Origin of the sequence: Bacillus sp. SH7-1 (assembly GCF_008042405.1) — a bacterium.
In the GTDB taxonomy this organism is placed as follows: Bacteria; Bacillota; Bacilli; order Bacillales; family Bacillaceae_G; genus Bacillus_A; species Bacillus_A thuringiensis_N.
This window is the reverse complement of the sequence record NZ_QNUD01000051.1, coordinates 23,535-48,201: the sequence shown is the minus strand read 5'-3', so window position 1 is coordinate 48,201 and position 24,667 is coordinate 23,535. Positions and strand designations below refer to the sequence as shown.

Sequence of the window (24,667 nt, the reverse complement as noted above, 5' to 3'; positions counted from 1 at the left end):
CATACAAATAGAAATAAAAAAGTCATCCTTTCTCATAAATTTACAGATAGAATCATGTTTGATTTTTATAATTTTTGTAAAATAGTTTTGACGTATTTATTTTTTCACTATAAAATAATATTCATTCATCCAAATTTAACCAGAAGTATATAAAAGATATATTTTTTATATGCATAGGTATGTATTTTTTTAAGTTTTAGGGGGGAAAGGTTAATATGAAAGTAAAGAAACTAGTTACGCTTGCAGTACCATTTATGCTATTAGCCGGTTGTGGAACGGAGAAAACAGATGCAAAACCAAAAGAAAAAGTGGAATCAAAAGCAGAAACAAAAGAGAAGTTATCGAAAGACAAGTATCCTGAGCGAATAACAGCTATATCAACTGAATTCTTGCAGAAAGTTACTGAAATGTCTGAAATAGCAAAGGATAGAACAACTAGTGATAAAGAAGTAACTGAGAAAATATTAGCGCAAGTAAAGGCTATACAGAAAACCATTAAGAAGTTTGATACTATTGAACCACCAGTAGAGTATCAAGACGCCCATAAAGACATATTAAAAGCAGTAGATTGTTATAAAGAAGCATACTCGATTCAAGAAGAAATTTTAACATCAGACAAGAAAACAGACGAGAAAGCACTTAAGGATAAAGCAGATAAGTCAAAAGACTTAATTAAAAAAGGATCTGAACTTTGGGCATCTGGTTACAAACCAATTCAAGATGTGATAGTGGGTAAAACGAACGAAATTAAGGATAATTCTGACTCTAAAACTGACAGCCCTTCAACTTCTGATACTTCTACTCTTAGTAATAAAGATGTGCAACTATCAATAAGTGGTAAAGAATTAGTAGGAGAATGGGGGAAATACGAAGGTTCTGAATTTATCAAAGCAATTGAGTTTCGTGAGGATGGTACATATATCGCTTATGATGACAAAGGTAAAACACCTTATGAGCAAAACCATATGGAAGGAAGCTGGTTCTACACTCAAGAAAAAAACCAAGTATCATTAACGGCGAAAGAAGTTGTAAAAGACGGGAATAAGATCGATACAAGTCAGTTAAAGATAGCAGTAGACTACAAGGTTGATTCATTTAAAGACGATTCGTTCAAGATGACAGACGCAAAGGGAAATAGTCTACAAGCAGTAAAACGTAAGTAATTCATGCAAAGTATGTATGCTATTTGATTTTAATTCATTCAAAAAAGACATTTACTTTTTCAGTAAGTGCCTTTTTTATATCAAAGAAACAAATATCACATTAGTGTAATTATTCAGTTTTTTTATTTAGCTATATATCATTATAGTGTACCTTGTTTATATAAGTACAGGAGACTGATAAAATCATAGTTAGGAGTGTCTCATAAGACTTGTATCAAAAATGATGTGATATTTTGCGGAAAATCGGTTATATACGTGTCAGTTCAACATGGATATTATTTTTGAAGAAAAAGTTTCCGGAGCAACAAAAGATCGTGAGCAACTTCAAAAAATGTTAGAGAATATACAAGAAGATTACATCATTTATGTTACGGACTTAACTCGGATTACTCGTAGTACACAAGATTATTTGAATTAATCGATAACATACGGAGTAAAAAGGCAAATTTAAAATCCTGAAAAGATACATGGCTGGATTTGTCAGAAGATAATCCCTACAGTCAATTCTTAATTACGGTTATGTCGGGTGTAAATCAATAAGAACGTGATCTTATTCGTATGCGGTAGCGTGAAGGAATTGAACTGGCTAAGAAAGAAGGAAAGTTTAAAGGTCGGTTAAAGAAGTACCATAAAAATCATGCAGGAATGAATTATGCAGAAAAGCGTTATAAAGAGGGAGATATGACTGTAAAACACATTTGTAAAATTATAAATGTGTTTAGGGTCTCATTATATAGAAAGCTATCGGAAAGGAACAGTTGATGAGTTATACCGAAAATTTGAAATATATAATAGAAAATAAGTTTCATATAGAGGTGGAATTATATGCCTAAAATTGACAATATGTTAGCGATTCTATGGATGCTTCGTTCAGGTGAAAAAATTACTGCAAAACAAATTTCAGAAAAGTTAGAGATGAATATAAGGACTGTGTATCGTTATATTGATACAATTTCAACTAGTGGCGTACCTATAATTTCAGAACCCGGACATAACGGTGGATACACTTTATTGAACAATTTTATCGAGGCTCCTCTTTTTTTTGATTTTGAGGAGCAAACTTCACTATTTCACGCTGCTGTTTTTGCAGAAGAAGCCGGATATTATGGAGGGGAAGCACTAAATAGGGCCATTTCAAAACTAAGTAAATACTCAAATCAAGAGCAAGAAACAAAGATAAACCACCATTTAACTAGTCTTGAAGTAATAAGTCGATTCAGTTCACTCTCTATAGAACCTTTTTTGAAGGCATTGGAGCAGTCCGTAGCAGACGGATACTCAGTAAAAATTCTTTACCATAAAAGTAGCGAAAAGCAATTAAATGATAGATTGGTCGATCCATACAGGATTATCTATTGGAATAATAAATGGTATGTGATTGGATTTTGTCATCTTAGGAATGATATTCGTAGTTTTAGAGTAGATCGAATTGAAAGTTTAACGCTAACCGAAAATAAGTTTAACCGGCCAGAAAATTTTTCAGCACGTGACTTTTTTATAAAAAATCTTCTTCCAACAATAGAAGATAAGGAAGGGATTATTTCTTTGGTTATTAGTGGGGATAAAAATGTTTTGGCTGATATTTGCCAACATTGGTTTTTAGGACATTATTTACAAGAACGGACTTCAAATCAAGCAGTTTTTCTTCTTGAAAAAGATATGCTACATAAATATGTACCTTATTTACTTTTACCGTATAATAAATCCATTAAAGTTATTGAGCCAATAAGTCTTAAGAAAAGGCTTATTGAAGTTCTGTCGGAATTAATACAATTTCATCAAGTATAATAACTTCCCTGACGCTAACTGTCAGGGAAGTTATATTATAATAGCTATATAAATTGTGATTGGAGTGTTATTGGATGCAAACAAAAAAAGCTTTTCTATATGTATTTAATACAATGTCGGACTGGGAATATGGATATTTAATTGCTGAACTAAACTCAGGAAGATATTTCAAAAAAGATTTAGCACCTTTAAAAGTAATTACAGTAGGAGCTAATAAAGAAATGATAACCACTATGGGAGGACTGAGCATAAAACCAGATATTTCCCTTGATGAATGTACTCTTGAGAGTAAAGATCTTTTAATTTTACCAGGAGGGACTACTTGGAGTGAAGAAATTCATCAACCTATCTTGGAAAGAATTGGCCAAGCTTTAAAGCTTGGCACTATTGTTGCTGCAATTTGTGGTGCAACTGATGCCCTCGCGAATATGGGATACTTGGATACTAGAAAGCATACAAGTAATAACTTAGAATATACTAAAATGGTATGTCCTAACTATAAAGGAGAAAAGTTCTATGAGTTGGGAACTGCAGTATCTGATGCGAATTTAGTTACTGCATCAGGAATAGCTCCTCTGGAATTTGCAATGGAGGTACTGAAAAAAATAGATGTATTTACACCAGATGCATTACATTCATGGTATAACCTAAATAAGACTCATAAACCTGAATACTTCTTCCAGTTAATGAATTCAATAAATAAATGATATAACTAAAAAGCTCAATTTCTCTATTTTGATTTGCAGAGAAGTTGGGCTTTTTAATTTGGAATTCCCTTATCGTTGTAAATCGGCATTTTCCTGACGCTATCCCTATGTAACCTTCTACATATAATGTCCATTTATAGGTACATTTCATTAAGTAGAAAGTAATAAATTTATTGAGGTTTAATAATTCTAATACTGATAATTTGACATACTTAATACCAAAAGTTGCATGTTATATTATTAGGCACAACAATATAAATAATACCATTTGTTTATTCCGTAAATAATGTTGATAAAAAGGTTAAAGGATTTTTAAAGATAAAAATAGAAATCTATATAAAAAAATATTTAAATGGTAGGGATATTATGAAAATCGGTAAGTTTGGAGAAGTAAATAACATAAGTATTGATACAATTAGACATTATATGGATCTCAGTCTCATTATTCCTGAAAAAAAAGGAGGGTACTATTTTTTTGATGAGTATTGTCAAACAGATTTAGAACTTATATTACATTACAAAGATTTAGGATTTAGCTTGAATGAAATTAAAGAACTATTTTTTTATAAAAATTTAGCGAAATCTATGAATTACGAAAAAGATACCTTTTACCAATCTTTATTTAAACTGAAATATGACAAGATGGAACAGGAAATAGAACTTTTGGAGAAGAAACGGGATAAATTAAAGGGAGTGTTACATGATTTATCATTAACAAATGAAACTTCTAATTCAATTATAGGGATAGATTTAAATGTACTACACTTACTTACATGTTCTAAGTGTAATAGAAAACTAATTCTTCAAGATGGTATTATTAATAACAATCAAATTGTTGAAGGAAAGTTAAATTGTAATTGTGGTGAAGAATACATGATTACTTCAGGAATTATAACTGCTGGTAAATTATTTAAAGCAAATGAGCGGACGTCACTTGATGATACTATTTCGGATTATATTCATGAAACTGATAATGAATATTTGGAAAATATGCATAGAGAAGGGGAATGGGCGAAAAAGAAACTACTACATTTAGATTTAAATAACAAATTAATACTGGATATAGGATCAGGACTTGGGTTCTTTTTGAGGAACATTTATGAAGAACTACCGGAAGATTGCCTATACATCGCAGTGGATCGAGATTTCAATAAACTATTATTTTTAAAAGATGTATTAGCGAGAAGAAATCCGAGAAGAAATATTCTCTTTATCTGTGCGGATTTTTTGAACATCCCTATTCAAAAGCAGTCTGTTGATATTGTAATTGATCACTCTGGTACGAGCAATTATAGTTTTGAGCATGAGAATTTTTTACTTCACGAATTAAATCCACTTTTTAAATTTAATTGTTATTTATTAAGTTTATTTATTTTATTTAAAAATTTCAGCTCAAATAGTCAAATTACAAATAACTTTCGAGCAAATTTTTCACTTTCAAAAGTAACGAAAGAAATCCAAAATCTACAGTTTCAATCGATTGATGAAAGTATTTCAAATTATTTGAAACAAGGCGGAAAGTACGAGGATTTCTTTGTTCAAGGTGAAGAAATTTATACATATTCATTTTTCGGAAAAAGATGGGGTTAACTCCATCTTTTATTTATTTCCCCTTAAAATTATTCAAATCGTACATATTGCGATTGGGTTGACCCAAGAATTTACAATGTACGTAACACAAAATTAGGCAGGGGGAAAAGTTATGGCAAGTTTACGATTACATATAGAAAATAAAAAAAGCAATCAAGAACTAAGAAATATTTGCTTATATTCAATTGCAAAAACAGTATCAATATTCGGTAATTCTATTTATAATTTCGCATTAGGATTATATGTTTTACAAATAACCGGATCTGCTTTAAATTTCGCGATTACGCTTATTTTAGGGACGATTCCAATGATTGTTATGAATCCATTTGCCGGTGTAATTGCTGATAAGGTTGATAAAAAGAAACTCGTCGTTTGTATGGATTTACTAAGCGGATGCTTATTAATAACGGTTTATATATTAAGCAGCTATTATGGGTTAAACCTATTTATCATTTATACTACTACCTTTCTTATGACAGGATTTACAACATTTTTTGGAATAGGATTAGAGGCTGCAAAACCAAATATCGTCTCTAAAGAGAGACTAATGAGTCTTAACTCTATAAGTAAAATTATCGACTCTATATCTTTAATTCTAGGACCTATGTTAGGAGGCATTGTTTTTGCAGTCTTTGATATGAAAACTTTTATAATTATTAACGGTATTTCATTTATCCTTTCAGCTATATCCATATTGTTTATAAACTTTAAATTGTGCGAGCAATACATAAAAGAGGAATGTTCAATTAGGGAAATTAATTTTATTAAAGATATAAAGGAGGGATGCTCTTACTTAATGGAGCGGGAAAGCCTAAAAAATACGTTTAGTATTTTAATTTCACTTAATTTTTTCCTTGGATTTGCTGTAACTGTTCCATTGCCATACATTATTAATACAGTTCTCAACCTTAGTTCTAAACAATTCGGTTTGATTCAAGGGACTTTTCCAATAGGTATGATAGTTGGTGCAATCATAGTAAAAAAGATAACGAATCGCTTTTCTTATTCCTATCTATTGAAAAAAATAAGTTTTATGGTGGCAATTTTTATGATAGTTTCAGGTGTCCCTGTTCTATTCAAAAGTATTGAAATGAATAATATTGTATTTGTTCCTATGTATTGCGCTATTATGTTCTTTTTAGGGCTAATGATAGCATTAATCGATATCCCTTTAATTTATTTTATGCAAAAAGAGATTCCAGATGAATATAGAGGCAGAGTACTTAGTATTGGATTAAGTTTAGGTAAAATGATGCAGCCGATAGCACTGATATTATCAGGTCTATTATTAAATCATATTCCAGCCTACGCGCTTCCAATTGGAGGAGGAATCGCATTTCTTATTTTGAACCAGGCTTACTCAAATAAGTTAAATTTCGAAATTCATTCAAAAGGGTATAGTGTTGAACGTGATTAAATAATATCGAAAAAGCGCCGGATCCTTATCCTGCGCTTTTATATCTTAATTCAAATGTTCTTCCAATAATACATTTATCAATATCATCTTCTTCAATGCTAATAAATAATCCCCATTTTTTCAAATTGAGTTTGTAGAAATATTGTTTGTTGTATCATGTCTCTTCACTGAATACTTAGACAAAAAAGATCTTAAACGTTGAGAAATGAATTAGAGGGGGGATGGAAAAAGTATACGGTGAGTGGATTTTCTACCACTATAATACATGTTATCATATGTTCATATTGTTAAAACCTAAATTTTCCATCAAGGACGAGAAAAGGAGCTGTTATTTACTTTATTCTAGTCAAATACAGCACTTTTTTAATAGAGTTGTACATAAGGAAAAATGCGATTCAAATATATATAACGTCCTAAGGCACAATAAACAATATTCGTAGAGGAAATGAACGAGGAACAACAAAGAAAGAGTTGGAATGAAAGTAGAAATAATCTAAATCAAAGGGGTATATATCAATGAAACGTAAAATATTAACTGTAGTCTTACCAATTACATTAGCGTTAGGGGTAGGTTGTAGTAAGGATGTCTCCGAAACAAAGAAAACTGATAGTATAAAAGCAGCAGAAGAAAAGCAAGATGATGGTAGACTGAAAAGTGCTCATGAGTACAAAGAGAAAGTTAATGATGTAGCAAAAGAGTGGGTGAGTCAGTATCAGGTTATATCAGAAGTAATAGCAAAAGACCCTTCATTTGCTACTACAGAAAATGAGTTTAAAATAGAGATAGGTAATTTAAAAGTTGTAACACAGAAAATGAAAGAGATAAAACCACCTAAGAAATATGATGATTTACAGAAAGAGTTGTCTGATGCAATGTTAATGTACGAAGACTCTTTATCGGAAATGATAGAAGGTCTAGATAAAGGTAACCCTGAAACAGTTACACAGTCTTCTAAACATATGGATGATGCTTTAAAGAAGATAACAAAAACAATAAAGACAATCAAAGAAATAAAGGATAAATAGAAGTAATTAGATATCCTAATTTTGAAGTAGAGTATGATGCTGCACGTGTATTTATAGAACTTGAATATACCATTGGGATTAATTATTATATTAGTCTACCAAATAATCAATGTAAATTAGAGACTTTAGAGTTTAAGAGATTACTTTGAAGAAATACAGTGGTGACAGAAGGACACGATATTAATATAAATTAAAACACAAATTATAAAAAGCGCAGGATGGTGATCCTGCGCTTTTCTATCGTAATTCAGCTGTTTTTCTAATAACAATCTTATCAATATCATCTTCTTCATCACCAATAAATAACCCGCGTTCTTTTAAATACGCCTCAAAATATAAATCTGCTTCTGCACGTTCATCATATGGTTTTACAGATAGAACGAAACCTAATTTGTTTTGTTCCTCTAAATGAGAAGTGGAGATGTAGGCCGGTACATTGTGGCGTAAAAAGAGTTCTTTAACCGGAATAATCATATCTTTCATTAATTTCGTTAACATACCCATTTCAAACTCGAAATTAAAGCGATCTATGCTACATAAATCAGCGAATACTACACCGATAAAACCTGTATTAAATACTTCTTGATAATCTACTTCTTCGTTACCATAAAAATTCTTTTCGATTAAATAATTGATAAAGTAAGCCACACCATCACTTTGTTCAAATGGTTTCGTTGAAAGAACAAAGCCGATTTTCTTTTGTTTATGTAAATACACACATGACATATATGCTGAAATGTTATGTTCTTTAAATAGAGAGCTTGTTGCTCCAGATAGACCATCTAATACGTGATGAACAATTTGAAGTTTTTTACGGGCGAAATAATAGGATTTCTTTTGTAACTCCAATGTATCAATAAAGACAGAGCCGATAAAGCCTGTATTTGAAATAATAGGTGTTTGCTTTTTTCTTCCTCTGCGCTTTGATTGAGCCATTGTAAAAATCATCCCTTCATGTACAATTAAAATAAAAAGAACGTTTGTTCGTGTATTTATATTTTACTATTAAAACGCTATAAAGTAAAGGGTTTTTGACGAAAAAAACAACAAAAAAGACACCTGTAAAAGGTGTCTTAAACGCTGTAGGGAAGAGGATTCATCCATACAATTTATATTATATTATGATACAGAAACAATCTCTTCTGTATCTTCTACATCTAAATGACAGTCCATTGTACGAACATCTTGATCTTCATGACTTCCGAAATAAATAGTAATTTTCATATGTATCGCTCCTTTATTCTAGGAATACCTAAAATAATTACTAGTAATGTTAATATTTATTATATACCACTTTTTTCATTCCGACAACGTTATATCATTTTTTATTCTTTTAGGGCGCAAAGAGTGATGTAAAGAGATATTTTTATAGAAATAGGTACATTTCTTATATGTTATATTTAATACTGAAGTATTCGAATACAAATATTATGAAAGGAGCAAAATGAATGAATTTTAAACAGTTACTAATAGATAATTTTACATATAAAACTTCATATATCGCGCGGCAGGCACAGGGAATGAATGTAAAAGAAACGAAGGATTACATTGCTGTCGACTGTGGTTTACCTGCAGATACATTTAATATCATTACTTTACTAGACAATCATTTAACGGAAGGTTTCGAGAAACTATATAAGGAGGTAGAATATTTTAATCAAAAGAAATTTCCAATGAGTGTTTGGTTTTGGGACGAGAAATCAGAGGATAACATAGAGAACAAATTAGTAAAGATTGGATTAAAAGAAGCAGAACAGAATATCACGATGGTAGCAGACTTAAATACAGTTCATCCAACAATAAACATGCCAGAAAGTTTTACAATACACCAAGCCTCTTCGTCAGGACAAATTAAAAAGTTTGGAGAAGTGTTAGCCAGTCTATTTGGTACATTAGAGGAAGGGATACATGTTCAAGCTTTTTACAATCAAACTGCTTCTTTCGACTTATGGAATAGTGAAAATATGAAACTGTACTTAGGACTTTATAAAGATGAAGTTGTATCGGTAGGCTCATTAGTATGTACAAAAGATAGTATTGGTATTTATGATATAGCAACGAAAGAAGAAATGAGAGGAAAAGGATTTGGTTCTACTATGTTTAATTACTTGCTGCAAGAAGCAAAGGAATTAAACGTTGTTCAATGCGTATTACAAGCTTCACCTGATGGGATTAATATTTACAAAAAGGCTGGTTTTCAATCTGTTGGACAAATGACTGTATTTGAAAATCGACATTTATTTGAATAAATTATCCAAGTCAAATTGCTTTCATGTAGGAGTTAATACATCATTATGAAAAAGAAATATATTGTTACAATCATTTGCACCTTTACTGTAATAGGTTCTTTTGTTTTCCATAAAGTAAATGAACTTAAGTACACAAAAGCTATTAATCAATTGAATCCTATAAAAAATATTGCACATAGAGGCGCTTCTGCGTATGCGCCAGAACATACAATAGCAGCATATATATTAGGACAACAATTGAAGGGCGATTATATAGAAATAGATCTTCAAATGACAAAAGACGGACATTTAATAGCTATGCATGATGAAATGGTAAACCGTACTACAAATGGTACGGGGCCAGTTAAGGAATATACATTAGAAAAATTAAAGCAATTAAATGCAGGCTCTTTTTTCAATGAAAAACATCCAACTTTAGCAAAGAAAGAATATGAAAAGGCTAAAGTTCCAACACTAGAAGAAATAATTGAAATGTTTGGGCATCACACGAACTATTATATTGAAACCAAATCACCTGATGAATATCCAGGAATGGAAGAAAAGTTATTAGAAATTATCAATCACTATGAAATACAGGATAAAGTTATTATTCAATCATTTAGTGAAGAAAGTCTGCAAAAGCTACATAGTTTACAATTTAATATACCTCTAGTCCAATTACTTTCTTACAAGAAGGCAGTTCAATTAGCTGAATCAGAGATAGAGAAGTATAGTACATATTGCATAGGTCTTGGTATGAACTACAAATATATTGATGCAGCTTATGTAAAGAAAATAAAGAAACACGGATTAGAAGTTCATCCATTTACTGTAGATAATGCAACAGACATGAAAAAGTTACTATTATGGGGAGTTGACGGGATGTTTACGAATTATCCGGATCGTTTACATTCAGTTTTGAAGTTAAAAAACTCATGAATTAAAAGTAGAATTCTTAAAAGAATAATATAAGAGGTTATTAAAAAACGATGTAAGGATCCACTGTTATTCAATAAGAGTTCGTCATCCAGATGATAACATCATTAATTACATAAAGCCGATATTGAAATGAAATCCGAAAAAGAATCCAATACTTTTATTGGATTCTTTTTATTTAGTTCTAAGTGACTAACTTAAAGCAATATGATTTTGAATTTATAAATAAAATATTACATTGAGTATGATTTTTCATAATAATCATCAGAAAGTAACGAAAATGTAATGAATTTTAACTACGCTTTTTATATTTTTTTGATACACTGGCTACGAGAGGAATACCGATTAATGTAGGTAAAAACCAAAACCATATAGGCGGCAATAAATTAATTATGGGAATATGAATACCTATGTTTACTAATAGTGCGGTAACGGCACCGATATAAGAGCCTAACATACCTCTAATATGGTGATGAAGCCAATTTTTCCATCGTTTTTTTCGTGCAAGGTAGCCATAAATTGCAAAAGCATAAGAGAAAATTGCTACATAAAATAAATATGCGATTTTATCCCAGTTTATAATGGATAATATAATTGCAGTAAGGGTGATGACCACATAGGATGCATGATATATTTCCCCCCATTCCGTATGTTTTCCTTTCTTCTTTTGAGCAACCATCGCTACAATACCGGTGATTAAGCATATTGTCCCAAATAATATGTGGATGGTTAAAAGAATGTTAAAAATGCTCATAATAATTCCTCCTTTCTTATTTTTATAGTATTGCAGTATAGGAGAAAAGTTGAAACATATAGTTTATTCGTCTTAATATATTGAAATAAAGGTACTCTTAGAACAAATTTAAACGGACAAATTTTCTTGAATTTAGTGAGTCCCGTATTACGTGAAATGAAGGAGTGACTTCCATGTTTACATCTATTACATATTTACAATCAGGGAATGACAAGCAACAAAAGGTATATGATGTTTTGAATAAATTAAACATAATGGAGGATTTAGCTTTGTATAGCCCCGTTCTTTGCGGGACTATCCCAATAAGAATTGATACTCTTCAATCTGACTTAGATATAGTAATGGAAGTACATAACTTTGATGTTTTTGAACAAGAAATGAGATCTTTATATGGCTCTTATGAAGGATTCAAAATAAAAAAGAAAAAAATAAAAAATACCGAATCGATAAAAGTAAATTTTGAATTTGAAGGTTTTGAATTTGAATTATTTGCTCAGCCTAAGCCAGTGCGTAACCAAAATGCATATAGACATATGATAGTAGAGCACATGCTATTAATGCAGCATCCCCATATAAGGGAAGAAATTATTCGCTTGAAAGAGAACGGTTTGAAAACAGAACCTGCTTTTGCTCAAATATTAAATATTGACGGAGATCCTTATGAGGAACTTATTTTGTTAGGGCAGGAAATGAGATTGTGGTAAATAAAATACACAAAAACTCCTCTATAGAAAAAGAGGAGTTTTTGTTATGTCATTAGCTTACGGATTAATTCACTTAACAATTTAATCCCGTGAGTGATTTGTTCAGGGGAAGCATATCCATACGATAAACGTATGTACTGATCTGATTCTTCTTCATAAATACGTCCTGGGTTTAAAAGAATTCCTTTTGACAATGCCTCTGAAAATAGTTTTTTCATTGGAATGCTAGGTGCAACCTTTAACCATATAAAGAATCCACCGCTAGGAATATCCCACGATGCAACGTCTGCACAATACGTATTTAAAGCTTGTATCATTATTTGTCTTCGTTCTTTTAGTTGAATTCTTACATTTGCTACATGTTTTTCATAAAAACCTTTATTTATCCATTCAGCAGCAACTCTTTGGGATAATGAACTCGATCCATAGTCTGTTTGCATTTTTATATCTGACAATCTATCAATTACTGGTTCTGGACCTATGATCCATCCAATTCTAAGTCCAGGACTAAGTGTTTTAGATAGGCTACCAACATATAATACATGTCCATGTTTATCTATCGACTTTAAAGGAGCTGGAGGGGGTTCATCAATCCATAACTCGCGGTAAATATCATCTTCAATAATAGGTAACTGTTCTTTTTCACATATTTTTAATATTTCTGTTCTTCGCTTCTCAGACATTAATACCCCTGTTGGATTTTGAAAACAAGGAATTGAATATAAAATATTTTTCTTCTGACTGTATTTAATTCGTTTTAATAACTCGTTAGGTAAAACACCGTGAGAATCCATAGCTATACCAGATAGATTTATATTTGCTGATTGAAATACATGAAGTGAGTATAAGTAAGAAGGTTGTTCAAGTAAAACAGTTGATTCTCTATGTAAAAGGCCAATTGATATTAATTGCAATGCTTGTAATGCACCAGAGACGATTAATATAGAGTTAGGTGATGCATGTATTCCGAATGATTTTACGTATTTACTTATTGCTTCACGTAACGGTAAAAAACCTTTTTGTTCTTCATATCCAAAATAATCTAATTCCTCACATACACTTTTCATAATGGACTGCATTGTTTCTAGTGGAAAAAGTTGAGGCGCAAGTTCACCTTTACTAAGATGAATAAGTGTTTTATTTGCTTCTGCTTCATTTATTTCTCGTACCATTAACTTGCTAGGTTTATGAATACCAGCTTTAACATATTCACTCCAATCAGGCGGAGGATTCGTCGCTAATAATGACCATGTATTATTCGTTACAATTGTTCCTGCTCCGATTTGTCCTTGAATTAATCCATCTGCCATAAGTTCATCTAGCGCAGTTATCACAGTACTTCTATTTACATGAAATGATTTTGCTAACTGCCTTTGACTAGGAATTTTGCTTCCAATTGGCCATTCGCCATTTTCAATTTTTTCTTTCATATAATCTATCAACTGCCGATATTTGGGCAGTTTTTTATTCGTTGTCATATAAAGAACTCCCTCGATTACTTTAAAAATGAAAAGTGGTTGGTTTTCTTATTAAATAACTGGTTGAAGACATTGTATCAACTATTAAATATGATGAAAAGAAATAATTGGTAATTATAAAATGGTTGGTTTGAAGGGGAGAGAAAAAATGAATAATAAAAAATGGGATTTTCGGATTATTTGTGCTCATGCTTTTACGATTCTAATATGGGGGACTGCCTTTCCAGCAATTCGTATGGGGCTTGAATCTTATACACCTGAGCATCTTACTTTACTACGTTTATTAATCGCTTCATTTATACTGCTAGTTTTTTCCTGTATATACAAACTACGACTACCGGATTTGAAAGATATTCCAGCAATCTTTATATTTGGTGCTTTAGGGTTTACTATTTATCACATTGCATTAAACTACGGCGAAAAAACAGTAAATGCCGGATCTGCAAGTTTAATTGTTTCAGTAACACCTATAGTAACGGCAATACTTGCTTCTGTTTTTATGAATGAAAAAATGAAATTAAATGGTTGGATCGGTGGTGTAATTAGTTTTATAGGGATTGCTTTCATATCATTTAGTCAAGGAGATTCTATTCAATTGAATAGCGGGGGATTATTTATATTATTAGCGGCGATTTCAGAAAGTCTATTTTTCGTTTTCCAAACATCTTACTTAAAAAAGTACGGTTTCTTACCATTTACCATATATACAATTTTGTCTAGTACTGTATGTATGCTTATTTTTTTGCCAGGAATGTATACAGAAATACTAGCAGCTCCTCTTGAAGTTAACTTGAGCGTTATATATTTAGGTGTCTTTCCAACAGTACTCCCATATATTGCATTGGCCTATATTATATCTCGTGCGGGTGCTTCTGAAGCAACAAGTTCTCTATATTTAACGCCAATAACTGCATGTTTTGTCGCTTGGATATGGTTAGGAGAAGTGCCAACTTTAGTTTCGATACTTGGCGGAGGGATTACTATACTTGGAATTGTGATTGCTCATATTCCAGTATTAAGAAAAGAAAAACATAGCAATTTAGCAAATAATCAATCCGTATAATGCAATTAAAAAATGATTTTATGATACTTTTTTATATAGTTTCTTTCTTATGTTGATAAATATAATATTTTGTATTTCAGTTAAATATTGTATGTTACATTTTATGTAGTAAGCATTTTAAAAGGAGCTGACAACATAATGAAAGGAAAAAGAAATATTTTCACATGTATTTCTATTGTAGGAATCGGACTAGCTAGTTTTTCTAATTCTAGTTTCGCAGCGAGTGTAACGGACAATTCAATGCAAAATTCTATTCCTGTAGTTAATCAACAAGTAGCTGCTGCAAAGGAAATGAAACCATTTCCCCAGCAAGTTAATTATGCAGGTGTTATAAAACCGAATCATGTTACACAGGAAAGTTTAAATGCTTCTGTAAGAAGTTACTACGATAATTGGAAAAAGAAATATTTGAAAAATGATTTATCTTCTTTACCTGGTGGTTATTACGTAAAAGGAGAGATTACGGGTGATGCGGATGGGTTTAAGCCACTTGGAACTTCAGAAGGTCAAGGGTATGGGATGATAATTACAGTATTAATGGCTGGTTATGATTCGAATGCTCAAAAAATCTATGACGGTTTATTTAAAACAGCAAGAACTTTTAAAAGCTCTCAAAATCCTAATTTAATGGGATGGGTTGTCGCAGATAGTAAAAAAGCACAAGGTCATTTTGATTCTGCTACTGATGGGGATTTAGATATTGCGTATTCTCTTCTTCTTGCTCACAAGCAGTGGGGATCAAATGGAGCAGTTAATTATTTAAAAGAAGCACAAGACATGATTACAAAAGGTATTAAAGCTAGTAATGTTACAAATAATAGCCGACTAAATTTAGGAGATTGGGATTCTAAAATTTCACTTGATACGAGACCATCTGATTGGATGATGTCACACCTTAGAGCATTTTATGAATTTACAGGTGATAAAACTTGGCTCACTGTTATTAATAATTTGTACGATGTTTATACGCAATTTAGTAATAAGTACTCTCCAAATACAGGACTTATTTCAGATTTTGTTGTAAAAAATCCACCACAACCCGCACCTAAAGACTTCTTAAATGAGTCAGAATATACAAATGCATATTATTACAATGCTAGTCGAGTACCTTTAAGAATTGTAATGGACTATGCGATGTACGGCGAGAAGCGAAGTAAAGTCATTTCTGATAAAGTATCTTCATGGATTCAAAATAAAACGAATGGAAATCCTTCTAAAATTGTGGATGGTTATCAATTAAACGGATCCAATATTGGTAGTTATCCAACTGCTGTATTCGTTTCGCCATTTATTGCTGCAAGTATAACAAATAGCAATAATCAAAAGTGGGTAAATAGCGGTTGGGATTGGATGAAGAATAAGAGAGAAAGCTATTTTAGTGATAGTTATAATTTATTAACTATGTTATTTATTACAGGAAATTGGTGGAAACCTGTACCTGATAATAAAAAGACACAAAATCAAATAAATGATGCAATTTATGAAGGATACGATAATTAATTAAATTTGAGAATGGTTACTCAAGAAAGGAATTAGCATACGCTAGTTCCTTTTCCATCTATTGAAGGTCCTTTGCTACATGATGTGGTTGCTATAAGTGGATTAGTTAACCCAAGTTTTTTTGAATTTGCGCACCGTACAGTGAATGTAGATACATACGGAGATACGAAAGGACAAACATTTGCTGATTTTCGCCCTAGTTCAATATCTAAAGGAGCCCGTATAGCTTTAAAAATAGATGAACAAAAATTTATTCAAGATTTTATAAAAATCATGTTATAGGCTGTTGGCGAAAAAGGGAATTATTTCAATACGTTGAATTTAAAATATATCCTCTTTATAAAGGAGCTTACAATATTGAATATCCAGTTAAAGGTTGTTACGAGAGAGAATTGGGAAGATGCATTAAAGTTACAAGTTAAAGAAAATCAAAGAAAATTTGTTCCGTCTGTAGCAGTCTCACTTGCTAAGGTATATATAAAACCAGATGGTGACAATGTAGAATATATACCATTTGCGATATACAACGGCGATCTAATGGTTGGTTTTGTTATGCATGCTGTTGTAAAAGAAACAACTGATATGTATTGGATAAATGGATTTATTATCGATCAAAATCAGCAAGGGAATGGCTACGGAAAAGCGGCATTACAGGAAAGTATCTATTTAATAAAAAATACATATAAGGCGTGTAAAGAAATTAGATTAACAGTACATAAAGATAATATCTCTGCAAAGAAACTATATGAACGTTATGGTTTTCAGTCATTGGAACATGATTATGATGGTGAGCAAGTATATCGCTTATTCGTTTAATTATTATGTAGCAAAGGTGTGAAATGAATTATGCAATTTACTGAAGTCAAAATTGAAGTATTTATCCCTGAAGAATACATTGAAATGTTGAGGAATGAGTTAAATAAAATTGGTGCTTGTAAAACGGGAGAATATGATCATTGTCTGTCCTATAGTTCTGTGAAAGGATACTGGAGACCGTTAAAAGGCGCATCACCTTTTAACGGGGAAATTGGTCAGATTTGTGAAGGGCAAGAATGTAAAATTGAAATAAAGTGCAAACGGGATCTTGTAAAGGATGCACTTGAAGTTATTAACCAAATTCATCCGTATGAAACACCTATGATTTATATTATCCCGATATTAAATGACTATTTTAATCAAATATAAAGTAAATGAATGGGAGGAATAACAATTGAAAAATAAATTTCATCATATTGTACGAGCTGTTATGATTAAAGATAAAAAATTGTTAGTGGCTGAATACATTGGCCATCATTATTTTTTACCAGGTGGTCATGTTGAAGTTGGCGAATCAGCTGCGAATGCATTAATAAGAGAAATACGAGAAGAACTCGGAGTAAATTGTAGTATAAAACAATTTTTAGGAGTCATAGAAAACAAATGGCAAGATAAAGAAGTTCTTCACCATGAAATCAATCATATTTTTGAGATAGATTCACAAGAGTTACATATTGATTTCGTACCAAAATCTAAAGAATCTCATTTAGCATTTCACTGGATAGATTATAATCAAGAAGCTTTACATACTTATAAAATCATGCCAGCACCTTCAGTTAAAGAGTTACTAGAAAGAAAGTTAAGTGAGGAACTATTAAACTGTTGGATTAGCAATTTTTAAACGCCTCTATCAATAGTAAATCCGTCTGCCAAAAGGAAAGTAAGAAAATAGGCTAAAAAACAAGGTACATCACCTAGAGTAATTTCATATTTTGTTGATGTACGTATTTAGTCTATAGCCTTGTTTCTACTTTGGTTGCAAAAATATATTACTTTTCATATTTGAGCGGAATTTACATTTATAAATGGAGGGTTTCATAATGAATCAATTTCAACAAGAACTACAATCATTGAACCTTAATGATTATCAAACTGGTAATGTTGTGTATTGGGATCAACAACAAAGTCAATATCCATACTACTACATTCAAGACGATGCACGTCGTTGCGGCGGATGCGGAGGTTGTGGTGGACGCTGTGGCGGATGTGGCGGCAGATGTGGTGGTTGTGCAGGTCGTTGCGGCGGATGCATAGGATGCGCTGGATGTTTCGGTTGCTTTAATTGCTGGAACTGGTGGATCATTTAAGTATAGAACATCAAAGCTAATTTACTTGAAAGAAAGGTGTGAAAACTATTTTGCACTTTTCTTTCTAGCTGTAATTTTTATGCGTATTGAGGGGGATGTATTTGTATACATATGATAAGTTGATTGCTTGGGTAGAGAATATAAAAGAAAAAAACCATATCTCTGCAACAGCACTTTGTATTATAAAAAATAATAAAATCGTACTAGAACATTATAGTGGTTATCAATCAAATACATCTATAAACAAGAAAGTAACAGCATCTTCACAATTTAACGTTGCTTCTGCTAGAAAAAGTTATTTAGGATTAATGATAGCGTATGCGCTTTACGAGGGGAAAATAAACTCTATTGATGATGAAGCGATAAAATATTTTAAAGACTTTGATCCTGTATTGCTCGGTAAAACGACGATAAGACATTTAGTAACACATTCGCACGGATTAGAAGAAACGAATGACGGGACAATTTTTCGTGAATTTGAACCGGGACAATCATGGGCGTATAGAGATATTAATGTAAGAATGATGACACATCTTATTTATCAGCTATATAATAAAAGTTTTCCTGAATTGTTAAGAGAGCGTGTGTTTAAACCTGCTAATTTTCAAGAAACCGGTTGGAGAGTTCAGCAAGATGAAAATTTAGTTGACGTTGTTAATAATCCAAATGAAGACGCGATTAGTGAAATTGGTACAGTAGATGACGGTACTGAAAAAAATCTATTTGTCTCAGCTAGAGAATTTGCACAGTGGGGAAATCTTCATCTAAATCAAGGCAAGATACATGATAAACAAATTGTTCCACAAGAAGTTATAAAAATTGCTACAAGTTTGCAGAGTCCAACATATATAAACAAAGATCTACCGCAAAATGGCTTGTTTTGGTTCGTACAAAATAAACCTGCAAGATTAAGTGAACTTGGTGAACGCGTTCCAAAAGGATCTTATCAAATATTAGGGATTACAGGACCGACTATTTTAGTAATACCCGAATATAAAGTAGTTGTTGCAAAAATGTACAATAAAAGATACAACTACGGTGGTGATAATTATTTATATTATTTACGTAAATTTAGCAATTTAGTCGCTGATACATTTCGTAACAGTAATAGGGCATAATTACTCCTATAATGAAAAGGAGTGAAAGAAAATGAAAGATAAAATAAATAAAAACAAAAAGCAAAACATTAAAGATGTAAAAACAGAACAAAATGCGATTTATAGCGATCCTAAAGACGCAGCTAATATGCAAACTGTACCGCAGCCGAAGGATTTTGATGAAATCGAATACTAATTTTTATTCATCCGACTAAATATCGAATAAAAAATACATCTTAAGTCCCATCACATGAAAGAAATCTTTTGATATCCTATGTACATAAGCATTTGAAAATGTCTTATCTTAACAAAGCTTTCTTTAAGTAAATCTAATATAACCTGCAAAAAGACACTTCATAATGGAGTGTCTTTTTGTGTATATGAACTTAATTACCATTTTCCGTACAGTATCTTGAAATTTATGATGGATATACTAACTGTGAAAATTCATGTCAAGATGAAAGAAGGGGACAGTTAGTATGAAACAAAATTCAATAAATCCGTTACTAATTGTTCTAGGTACAATCATTGTTCAAATTGGCCTTGGAACAATTTATACATGGAGTTTATTTAATCAGCCCCTGGTCAGTAAGTTTGGATGGAACCTCAATGCCGTTGCGATAACTTTCTCCATAACAAGCTTTTCTTTATCATTTTCAACTTTATTTGCAGGAAAGCTACAGCAAAAATTAGGACTTCGTAAACTCATCGCTACTGCAGGGATTGTTCTGGGACTCGGTTTAATACTTAGTTCACAAGTTTCTTCCTTACCATTACTATATTTATTAGCAGGTGTTGTTGTTGGTTATGCAGACGGAACTGCTTATATTACATCACTATCTAATTTAATTAAATGGTTTCCAAATCGGAAAGGCCTTATTTCTGGAATATCTGTTTCTGCATATGGAATGGGTAGCTTAATCTTTAGATATATAAACGGAAGTCTTATCGATAGTCTTGGTGTATCACAGGCATTTTTATATTGGGGTATCATTGTTTTACTTTTAGTATTAACCGGATCATTCTTCTTACGTGAAGCAATAGTAAGTAACGCCGTAACTGAGACATTACACAATGATTATACGCCTCGTGAAATGATACGAACGAAACAAGTATATCTCTTGTTTTTTATGCTATTCACATCGTGTATGGGTGGTCTGTATTTAATCGGTATGGTAAAAGATATTGGGGTACAGCTCGTTGGACTTAGCGCAGCGACTGCCGCTAACGCCGTCGCAATGATTGCAATCTTTAATACAGTAGGTAGAATCATTCTTGGAACGTTATCAGATAAAATTGGTCGAATTAAAATTGTCTCTGCAACGTTTATTATTATTGGATTGTCAGTCTTTACTTTAAGTTTCATTCCACTAAATTACGGCATTTATTTCGCTTGTGTAGCAAGTGTTGCCTTTTGCTTTGGTGGTAATATCACAATATTCCCAGCTATTGTTGGAGATTTTTTCGGCTTAAAAAACCATAGTACAAATTATGGGATTGTATATCAAGGTTTCGGATTCGGTGCACTTGCAGGTTCATTCATTGGAGCATTACTTGGTGGATTTCAACCGACCTTTATTACAATTGGTGTTTTAAGCGTTATTTCTTTCATTATTTCGATATTAATTCGTCCACCAAAAGCAGAGAAGAAAAAAGAAATAAAGCATTTACATCGAAAAGTAGCGTAATACTAAAAAGAGTCCTAATATAGGGCTCTTTTTTATTACAAAACATTTAATTTTCTCTTTTTATTTATTATGTAACCTATTATTGTGTAGGAAGAATGGCGTTACTTAATTGAAAGTGAAATGATTTGAGAAGCAGTAAAGTTGTTTATTTCTTAAGGGATCAAGTAGCAGATTAGTAGAATATTCATATTGTTTTATAAAGGAACTAAAATGTTGTTAAAAAACATTTAGAAAATTAAAGTTAACCAACTTTGTAATGGAATGTGCACTTTATTCATAGACCATTATTTTCTTATAAATTTATCATGAAGGTAGTTGGCTTATATTGGTTACAACCATAATTTCTTCTGTTGTGGCATTCACTACAACAAATATTGATGATATTTTTATACTCCTTGTTTTATTTTCACAAGTAAAGACAGGAGAAGAAGATAGAACTTTCCAGGGGAAAACTAAGATGAAACAACTTTATATTGTTATTGGACAATATTTGGGGTTTAGTGTAATTATTTTTCTAAGTATTATTGGTTCCTTAAGCTCTTTTTTCATTCCTATATCGTGGATCGGATTATTAGGATTCGTACCAATTTATATGGGTGTTAAAGGACTTTTATCGCATCGTTCTAATAAAAGTAATGAAGTCATTGATAACGCTTCTGGTTCATTATTTAAAGTAGCTGCGATTACATTAGCTAATGGAGCTGACAATATCTCAATTTATATACCAATGTTCGCTAGTCAAACCTTGGGAGCAAATATCGTTACATTAATTATCTTTTTTTCCATGATAGCAATATGGTGTTTTATTAGCTACAGATTGATAAGAGCTCATATTTTAGCTAAAGAACTTGAGAAAAATTGTCATATTATAGTTCCAATTGTTTTAATTGGTTTAGGAATATTCATTCTTTTTCGCAGTAATACAATAGCATTATTTTATTAAAATGTTGAACTGACGGACGCTTTAATTAAAATAGATTGAACAATGTATAAAGCCTTATTACAGATGAAATGTAGTAGGGCTTTTCTTTATTTTAGTGAAATGAAACAATTGTATTAGGCTCTACAACTACTAAGTTAGACAGGACATTACGATTATTAAATTGAATAGATACCATAAAAGGAGCGTGATAATTAAAATGAAAATAGTAAAACAATGGGTCCAGGAAGATAGTGATTACATAAGAGAAAAAGTAATTGAATATAATCAAAAACATATTTTAGATGAAGAAAAAAAGCCTTCAGAAAAAATTAGTTTTATAGTGAAAAATGAAAATGAAGAAATAGTAGGCGGTATAACTGCAATTACATTTTGGCACCACGTACATGTTGATTTCCTGTGGATTTCTGAAGAATATAGACACGAAGGCTATGGAACTAAGTTAATAAAACTTATTGAAGAATTTGCAATTGAAAAAGAATGTAGGCTAATCAATTTAGATACTTTTAGCTTTCAAGCACCGGATTTTTATAAGAAGCATGGTTATAAAGTAATTGGAGTGAGTGAAGATTACCCGAAAGGACACAATCATTACTATTTAGAAAAAAGGTTATCAAGTATATAGAATCCAAAATTGAATCAATCATAGCATAAAGAGCGTACGTTGAATGATCATCTTCAAAATACGCTCTTTTTATATAGAAATGAAGGGTTATTGATTATAAACTTTGCAAAGAGCAGTTAAATGAAATACTCAATTAACTTTTTTATATTTTAAAGCGATTAAATGGTAGAATGTAAAAAGACAGAAAATTCCTATTGTTAGAGGTGGACTTAGATGAAAAAAGTAAATGTTACATATGCACTTTTATACGATAAAACGAACGAAAAGATCTTAATGGTAAAAAACAAAGGGAAAAATGGTTCTTATTACACATTACCAGGTGGCGCAGTTAAATTTGGGGAAACATTAGAAGAGGCAGTAATTCGGGAAGTGAAAGAAGAAACAGGGTTACATATATGTGTAAAAGGGATTTGTTCCATTAGCGAAGCCTTTTTCGAGGAGAGAGACCACCATGCCATTTTCTTTAATTTTTTAGGCGAAATAATAGGCGGAGAGACATATATATCCCGGCCTAAAGAAATTGAAGAGATTACTTGGATGGAATTACATATAGCAGCACCGCATTTACGTATTCCGGAACATTTGCTAAATATGTTAAAAAAGAAAGAAACGGTACCTTACGTTTTTAATGGAACTATCGTTCATCAATCTTCATAAAAATATTATTTCATTTTAGGCGGGGGAAAAAATGGAGTTTATCGTTAATCACAAACATTTCACACAAGCACTTTCAGATGTAAGTAAAGCCATATCGACAAAAGCTTTCATTCCTATATTATCTGGCATAAAAATAACAGCAGATCAATCTGGAATTACTTTAATCGCAAGTAACTCGAATATTTTCATCGAAAAATTTATACCAAGTTCCATAGAAGACGAACGAATTACGACTATCTTAAAAGCAGGAACTATTGTTGTACCTGCAAAATACTTTATTGAAATTATAAAGAAAATGCCAAGCGATGTATTAATAAAAAGTCAGAATGAGCAAACAATTACCATACAGTCAGAAGAAATTACTTTAAACTTAAATGGCTTTCCAGCAAATGAGTTCCCTAACGTACCACAAATAGACGATCATGCAGAAATAAAAATAGAAACGAAACAATTGATTGATGCGTTTAAACAAACAGTCTTTGCAGTAGCAAAAAATGAATCTAGACCCGTTCTTACCGGAGTACATATCGAGTTAGACCATAATAAATTAATTTGTGCTGCAACTGACTCTCATAGACTAGCTATACGTGAAACACTAATTTCTACTAGTATGAAAGCAAATTGTATTGTACCAAGCGCAACCATTAATGAGCTTTTAAAATTAATGAACAGCAATTTAGAATTCGTTTCTATTTATCTTTCAGAAAGTCACATTATTTTTACATTCGGCACAACTACATTATATTCAAGACTAATCGAAGGGAAATATCCTAATATTTCTACACTCATTCCAAATGAATTTCAAACTGTTATTAACATAGATAGAAAAAATATATTACAAGGTGTAGATCGTTCAAGTTTATTAGCAAGTGAATGGGCGAATAACAACGTCAACTTAGAAATCATCAATGAATCCACTATTAAAGTTTCTTCTAATGCTTCTCAAATCGGCAAAATATCTGAGACACAACAAATAGATACCATTCGTGGTGAAAAACAATTAAATATATCTTTCGATGGACGTTTTATGGTTGAAGCCTTGAAGGCAATAAAAGAAGAAACAATTACTTTAAGCTTTGGTGGCTCTATGAGACCGATATTGATTGAAGCAGGAGAACAATCTGCAATAGTACATCTTATATCACCAGTAAGAACTTATTAGGAACAAAGGAAGGTATCACAT

At 31.6% G+C, this 24,667-nt stretch carries 25 protein-coding genes and 2 pseudogenes; 24 read left to right on the top strand and 3 right to left on the bottom strand.

The genetic code is table 11. The annotated features are described in order from the left end of the window. Window positions 1–215 precede the first annotated feature (215 nt). The 7 genes and pseudogenes from DN390_RS28370 (at window position 216) to DN390_RS28335 (ending at window position 7,691) form a co-directional block, all read left to right on the top strand. Window positions 216–1,163, top strand: a complete 948-nt coding sequence (locus DN390_RS28370; RefSeq protein ID WP_147809115.1) for a DUF7018 domain-containing (lipo)protein — start codon at window positions 216–218, stop codon at window positions 1,161–1,163. A 233-nt stretch (window positions 1,164–1,396) separates the two neighbouring features. Continuing rightward, window positions 1,397–1,925, top strand: a pseudogene (locus tag DN390_RS28365) (recombinase family protein). A gap of 63 nt (window positions 1,926–1,988) precedes the next feature. Beyond that, window positions 1,989–2,951 (top strand): helix-turn-helix transcriptional regulator, encoded by a 963-nt coding sequence (locus DN390_RS28360; RefSeq protein ID WP_147809114.1) that lies wholly within the window; start codon window positions 1,989–1,991, stop codon window positions 2,949–2,951. A gap of 74 nt (window positions 2,952–3,025) precedes the next feature. After that, window positions 3,026–3,658: a type 1 glutamine amidotransferase family protein gene (locus tag DN390_RS28355; RefSeq protein WP_098297041.1), complete on the top strand. Its 633-nt coding sequence runs from the start codon at window positions 3,026–3,028 to the stop codon at window positions 3,656–3,658. A gap of 366 nt (window positions 3,659–4,024) precedes the next feature. Further along, entirely contained in the window at window positions 4,025–5,248 is a 1,224-nt protein-coding gene (locus tag DN390_RS28350) for a methyltransferase domain-containing protein (protein WP_147809113.1), read from the top strand. Window positions 5,249–5,360: 112 nt separating this feature from the next. After that, a complete protein-coding gene (locus DN390_RS28340) occupies window positions 5,361–6,665 on the top strand; it encodes an MFS transporter (protein ID WP_147809112.1) in 1,305 nt (434 codons plus the stop codon). A 516-nt stretch (window positions 6,666–7,181) separates the two neighbouring features. Then, complete coding sequence (locus DN390_RS28335) at window positions 7,182–7,691, top strand: DUF7018 domain-containing (lipo)protein (RefSeq protein WP_147809111.1); 510 nt, start codon at window positions 7,182–7,184, stop codon at window positions 7,689–7,691. A gap of 237 nt (window positions 7,692–7,928) precedes the next feature. Here DN390_RS28335 and DN390_RS28330 read toward each other — a convergent pair whose 3' ends face one another. After that, the gene (locus DN390_RS28330) at window positions 7,929–8,627 is read right to left on the bottom strand and encodes a hypothetical protein (protein WP_060631039.1); all 699 of its coding nucleotides are present in this window, start codon (window positions 8,625–8,627) and stop codon (window positions 7,929–7,931) included. A 512-nt stretch (window positions 8,628–9,139) separates the two neighbouring features. Here DN390_RS28330 and DN390_RS28325 point away from each other — a divergent pair. Both DN390_RS28325 and DN390_RS28320 read left to right on the top strand, forming a co-directional pair. Continuing rightward, on the top strand, window positions 9,140–9,940 hold the full coding sequence (locus DN390_RS28325) for a GNAT family N-acetyltransferase (RefSeq protein ID WP_147809110.1): 801 nt from the start codon (window positions 9,140–9,142) through the stop codon (window positions 9,938–9,940). A 45-nt stretch (window positions 9,941–9,985) separates the two neighbouring features. After that, window positions 9,986–10,858 (top strand): glycerophosphodiester phosphodiesterase, encoded by an 873-nt coding sequence (locus DN390_RS28320; protein ID WP_147809109.1) that lies wholly within the window; start codon window positions 9,986–9,988, stop codon window positions 10,856–10,858. Window positions 10,859–11,147: 289 nt separating this feature from the next. Here the strand turns inward: DN390_RS28320 and DN390_RS28315 are convergent, their stop codons facing one another. After that, window positions 11,148–11,609, bottom strand: coding sequence for a DUF2306 domain-containing protein (locus DN390_RS28315; RefSeq protein WP_000021740.1), 462 nt, complete (start codon window positions 11,607–11,609; stop codon window positions 11,148–11,150). Window positions 11,610–11,782: 173 nt separating this feature from the next. Between DN390_RS28315 and DN390_RS28310 the strand changes: the two genes are divergently transcribed. Beyond that, the gene (locus tag DN390_RS28310) at window positions 11,783–12,313 is read left to right on the top strand and encodes a DUF4269 domain-containing protein (RefSeq protein WP_147809108.1); all 531 of its coding nucleotides are present in this window, start codon (window positions 11,783–11,785) and stop codon (window positions 12,311–12,313) included. A 44-nt stretch (window positions 12,314–12,357) separates the two neighbouring features. On the opposite strand, the gene norG is transcribed toward DN390_RS28310, so the two are convergent. Then, on the bottom strand, window positions 12,358–13,791 hold the full coding sequence (gene norG, locus DN390_RS28305) for an efflux pump transcription regulator NorG (RefSeq protein WP_147809107.1): 1,434 nt from the start codon (window positions 13,789–13,791) through the stop codon (window positions 12,358–12,360). A gap of 148 nt (window positions 13,792–13,939) precedes the next feature. Between norG and DN390_RS28300 the strand changes: the two genes are divergently transcribed. The 14 genes and pseudogenes from DN390_RS28300 (at window position 13,940) to dnaN (ending at window position 24,646) form a co-directional block, all read left to right on the top strand. Next, complete coding sequence (locus DN390_RS28300) at window positions 13,940–14,854, top strand: DMT family transporter (RefSeq protein ID WP_147809106.1); 915 nt, start codon at window positions 13,940–13,942, stop codon at window positions 14,852–14,854. Between the two features lie 138 nt (window positions 14,855–14,992). Further along, a complete protein-coding gene (locus tag DN390_RS28295; RefSeq protein ID WP_147809105.1) occupies window positions 14,993–16,354 on the top strand; it encodes a family 8 glycosyl hydrolase in 1,362 nt (453 codons plus the stop codon). Window positions 16,355–16,408: 54 nt separating this feature from the next. Beyond that, window positions 16,409–16,636 (top strand): annotated as a pseudogene (locus tag DN390_RS28290) (nucleoside hydrolase); the annotation flags it as partial. A 75-nt stretch (window positions 16,637–16,711) separates the two neighbouring features. After that, a complete protein-coding gene (locus DN390_RS28285; protein ID WP_060631047.1) occupies window positions 16,712–17,170 on the top strand; it encodes a GNAT family N-acetyltransferase in 459 nt (152 codons plus the stop codon). 30 nt (window positions 17,171–17,200) lie between these two features. Beyond that, window positions 17,201–17,539, top strand: a complete 339-nt coding sequence (gene cutA / locus DN390_RS28280) for a divalent cation tolerance protein CutA (RefSeq protein WP_060631048.1) — start codon at window positions 17,201–17,203, stop codon at window positions 17,537–17,539. A gap of 25 nt (window positions 17,540–17,564) precedes the next feature. Then, window positions 17,565–18,011, top strand: a complete 447-nt coding sequence (locus tag DN390_RS28275) for an NUDIX domain-containing protein (protein ID WP_098952520.1) — start codon at window positions 17,565–17,567, stop codon at window positions 18,009–18,011. Between the two features lie 199 nt (window positions 18,012–18,210). Further along, complete coding sequence (locus DN390_RS28270) at window positions 18,211–18,477, top strand: heterocycloanthracin/sonorensin family bacteriocin (RefSeq protein WP_001071388.1); 267 nt, start codon at window positions 18,211–18,213, stop codon at window positions 18,475–18,477. 101 nt (window positions 18,478–18,578) lie between these two features. Next, window positions 18,579–19,595, top strand: a complete 1,017-nt coding sequence (locus DN390_RS28265) for a serine hydrolase domain-containing protein (RefSeq protein ID WP_147809104.1) — start codon at window positions 18,579–18,581, stop codon at window positions 19,593–19,595. A 31-nt stretch (window positions 19,596–19,626) separates the two neighbouring features. Continuing rightward, the gene (locus DN390_RS30910; RefSeq protein WP_179955794.1) at window positions 19,627–19,770 is read left to right on the top strand and encodes a hypothetical protein; all 144 of its coding nucleotides are present in this window, start codon (window positions 19,627–19,629) and stop codon (window positions 19,768–19,770) included. A gap of 283 nt (window positions 19,771–20,053) precedes the next feature. Next, window positions 20,054–21,262, top strand: a complete 1,209-nt coding sequence (locus DN390_RS28260; RefSeq protein ID WP_147809103.1) for an L-lactate MFS transporter — start codon at window positions 20,054–20,056, stop codon at window positions 21,260–21,262. Window positions 21,263–21,587: 325 nt separating this feature from the next. After that, a complete protein-coding gene (locus DN390_RS28255) occupies window positions 21,588–22,205 on the top strand; it encodes a cadmium resistance transporter (RefSeq protein WP_147809102.1) in 618 nt (205 codons plus the stop codon). Window positions 22,206–22,401: 196 nt separating this feature from the next. Next, on the top strand, window positions 22,402–22,827 hold the full coding sequence (locus DN390_RS28250; protein ID WP_147809101.1) for a GNAT family N-acetyltransferase: 426 nt from the start codon (window positions 22,402–22,404) through the stop codon (window positions 22,825–22,827). 213 nt (window positions 22,828–23,040) lie between these two features. Further along, window positions 23,041–23,484 carry an NUDIX hydrolase gene (locus DN390_RS28245; RefSeq protein WP_097952182.1) on the top strand — a complete coding sequence of 148 codons (444 nt, stop codon included), beginning with the start codon at window positions 23,041–23,043 and terminating at the stop codon, window positions 23,482–23,484. A gap of 31 nt (window positions 23,485–23,515) precedes the next feature. Then, the gene (gene dnaN, locus DN390_RS28240) at window positions 23,516–24,646 is read left to right on the top strand and encodes a DNA polymerase III subunit beta (protein WP_147809100.1); all 1,131 of its coding nucleotides are present in this window, start codon (window positions 23,516–23,518) and stop codon (window positions 24,644–24,646) included. The last annotated feature ends 21 nt before the right edge of the window (window positions 24,647–24,667 follow it).

What these genes read in the sequence shown, in the direction of transcription:
- DN390_RS28370 (WP_147809115.1), top strand. Translation starts at nt 216, where the DNA reads ATGAAAGTAAAGAAACTAGTTACGCTTGCAGTACCATTTATGCTATTA.
- DN390_RS28360 (WP_147809114.1), top strand. Translation starts at nt 1,989, where the DNA reads ATGCCTAAAATTGACAATATGTTAGCGATTCTATGGATGCTTCGTTCA.
- DN390_RS28355 (WP_098297041.1), top strand. Translation starts at nt 3,026, where the DNA reads ATGCAAACAAAAAAAGCTTTTCTATATGTATTTAATACAATGTCGGAC.
- DN390_RS28350 (WP_147809113.1), top strand. Translation starts at nt 4,025, where the DNA reads ATGAAAATCGGTAAGTTTGGAGAAGTAAATAACATAAGTATTGATACA.
- DN390_RS28340 (WP_147809112.1), top strand. Translation starts at nt 5,361, where the DNA reads ATGGCAAGTTTACGATTACATATAGAAAATAAAAAAAGCAATCAAGAA.
- DN390_RS28335 (WP_147809111.1), top strand. Translation starts at nt 7,182, where the DNA reads ATGAAACGTAAAATATTAACTGTAGTCTTACCAATTACATTAGCGTTA.
- DN390_RS28330 (WP_060631039.1), bottom strand. Translation starts at nt 8,627, where the DNA reads ATGGCTCAATCAAAGCGCAGAGGAAGAAAAAAGCAAACACCTATTATT.
- DN390_RS28325 (WP_147809110.1), top strand. Translation starts at nt 9,140, where the DNA reads ATGAATTTTAAACAGTTACTAATAGATAATTTTACATATAAAACTTCA.
- DN390_RS28320 (WP_147809109.1), top strand. Translation starts at nt 9,986, where the DNA reads ATGAAAAAGAAATATATTGTTACAATCATTTGCACCTTTACTGTAATA.
- DN390_RS28315 (WP_000021740.1), bottom strand. Translation starts at nt 11,609, where the DNA reads ATGAGCATTTTTAACATTCTTTTAACCATCCACATATTATTTGGGACA.
- DN390_RS28310 (WP_147809108.1), top strand. Translation starts at nt 11,783, where the DNA reads ATGTTTACATCTATTACATATTTACAATCAGGGAATGACAAGCAACAA.
- norG (WP_147809107.1), bottom strand. Translation starts at nt 13,791, where the DNA reads ATGACAACGAATAAAAAACTGCCCAAATATCGGCAGTTGATAGATTAT.
- DN390_RS28300 (WP_147809106.1), top strand. Translation starts at nt 13,940, where the DNA reads ATGAATAATAAAAAATGGGATTTTCGGATTATTTGTGCTCATGCTTTT.
- DN390_RS28295 (WP_147809105.1), top strand. Translation starts at nt 14,993, where the DNA reads ATGAAAGGAAAAAGAAATATTTTCACATGTATTTCTATTGTAGGAATC.
- cutA (WP_060631048.1), top strand. Translation starts at nt 17,201, where the DNA reads ATGCAATTTACTGAAGTCAAAATTGAAGTATTTATCCCTGAAGAATAC.
- DN390_RS28270 (WP_001071388.1), top strand. Translation starts at nt 18,211, where the DNA reads ATGAATCAATTTCAACAAGAACTACAATCATTGAACCTTAATGATTAT.
- DN390_RS30910 (WP_179955794.1), top strand. Translation starts at nt 19,627, where the DNA reads ATGAAAGATAAAATAAATAAAAACAAAAAGCAAAACATTAAAGATGTA.
- DN390_RS28260 (WP_147809103.1), top strand. Translation starts at nt 20,054, where the DNA reads ATGAAACAAAATTCAATAAATCCGTTACTAATTGTTCTAGGTACAATC.
- DN390_RS28250 (WP_147809101.1), top strand. Translation starts at nt 22,402, where the DNA reads ATGAAAATAGTAAAACAATGGGTCCAGGAAGATAGTGATTACATAAGA.
- DN390_RS28245 (WP_097952182.1), top strand. Translation starts at nt 23,041, where the DNA reads ATGAAAAAAGTAAATGTTACATATGCACTTTTATACGATAAAACGAAC.
- dnaN (WP_147809100.1), top strand. Translation starts at nt 23,516, where the DNA reads ATGGAGTTTATCGTTAATCACAAACATTTCACACAAGCACTTTCAGAT.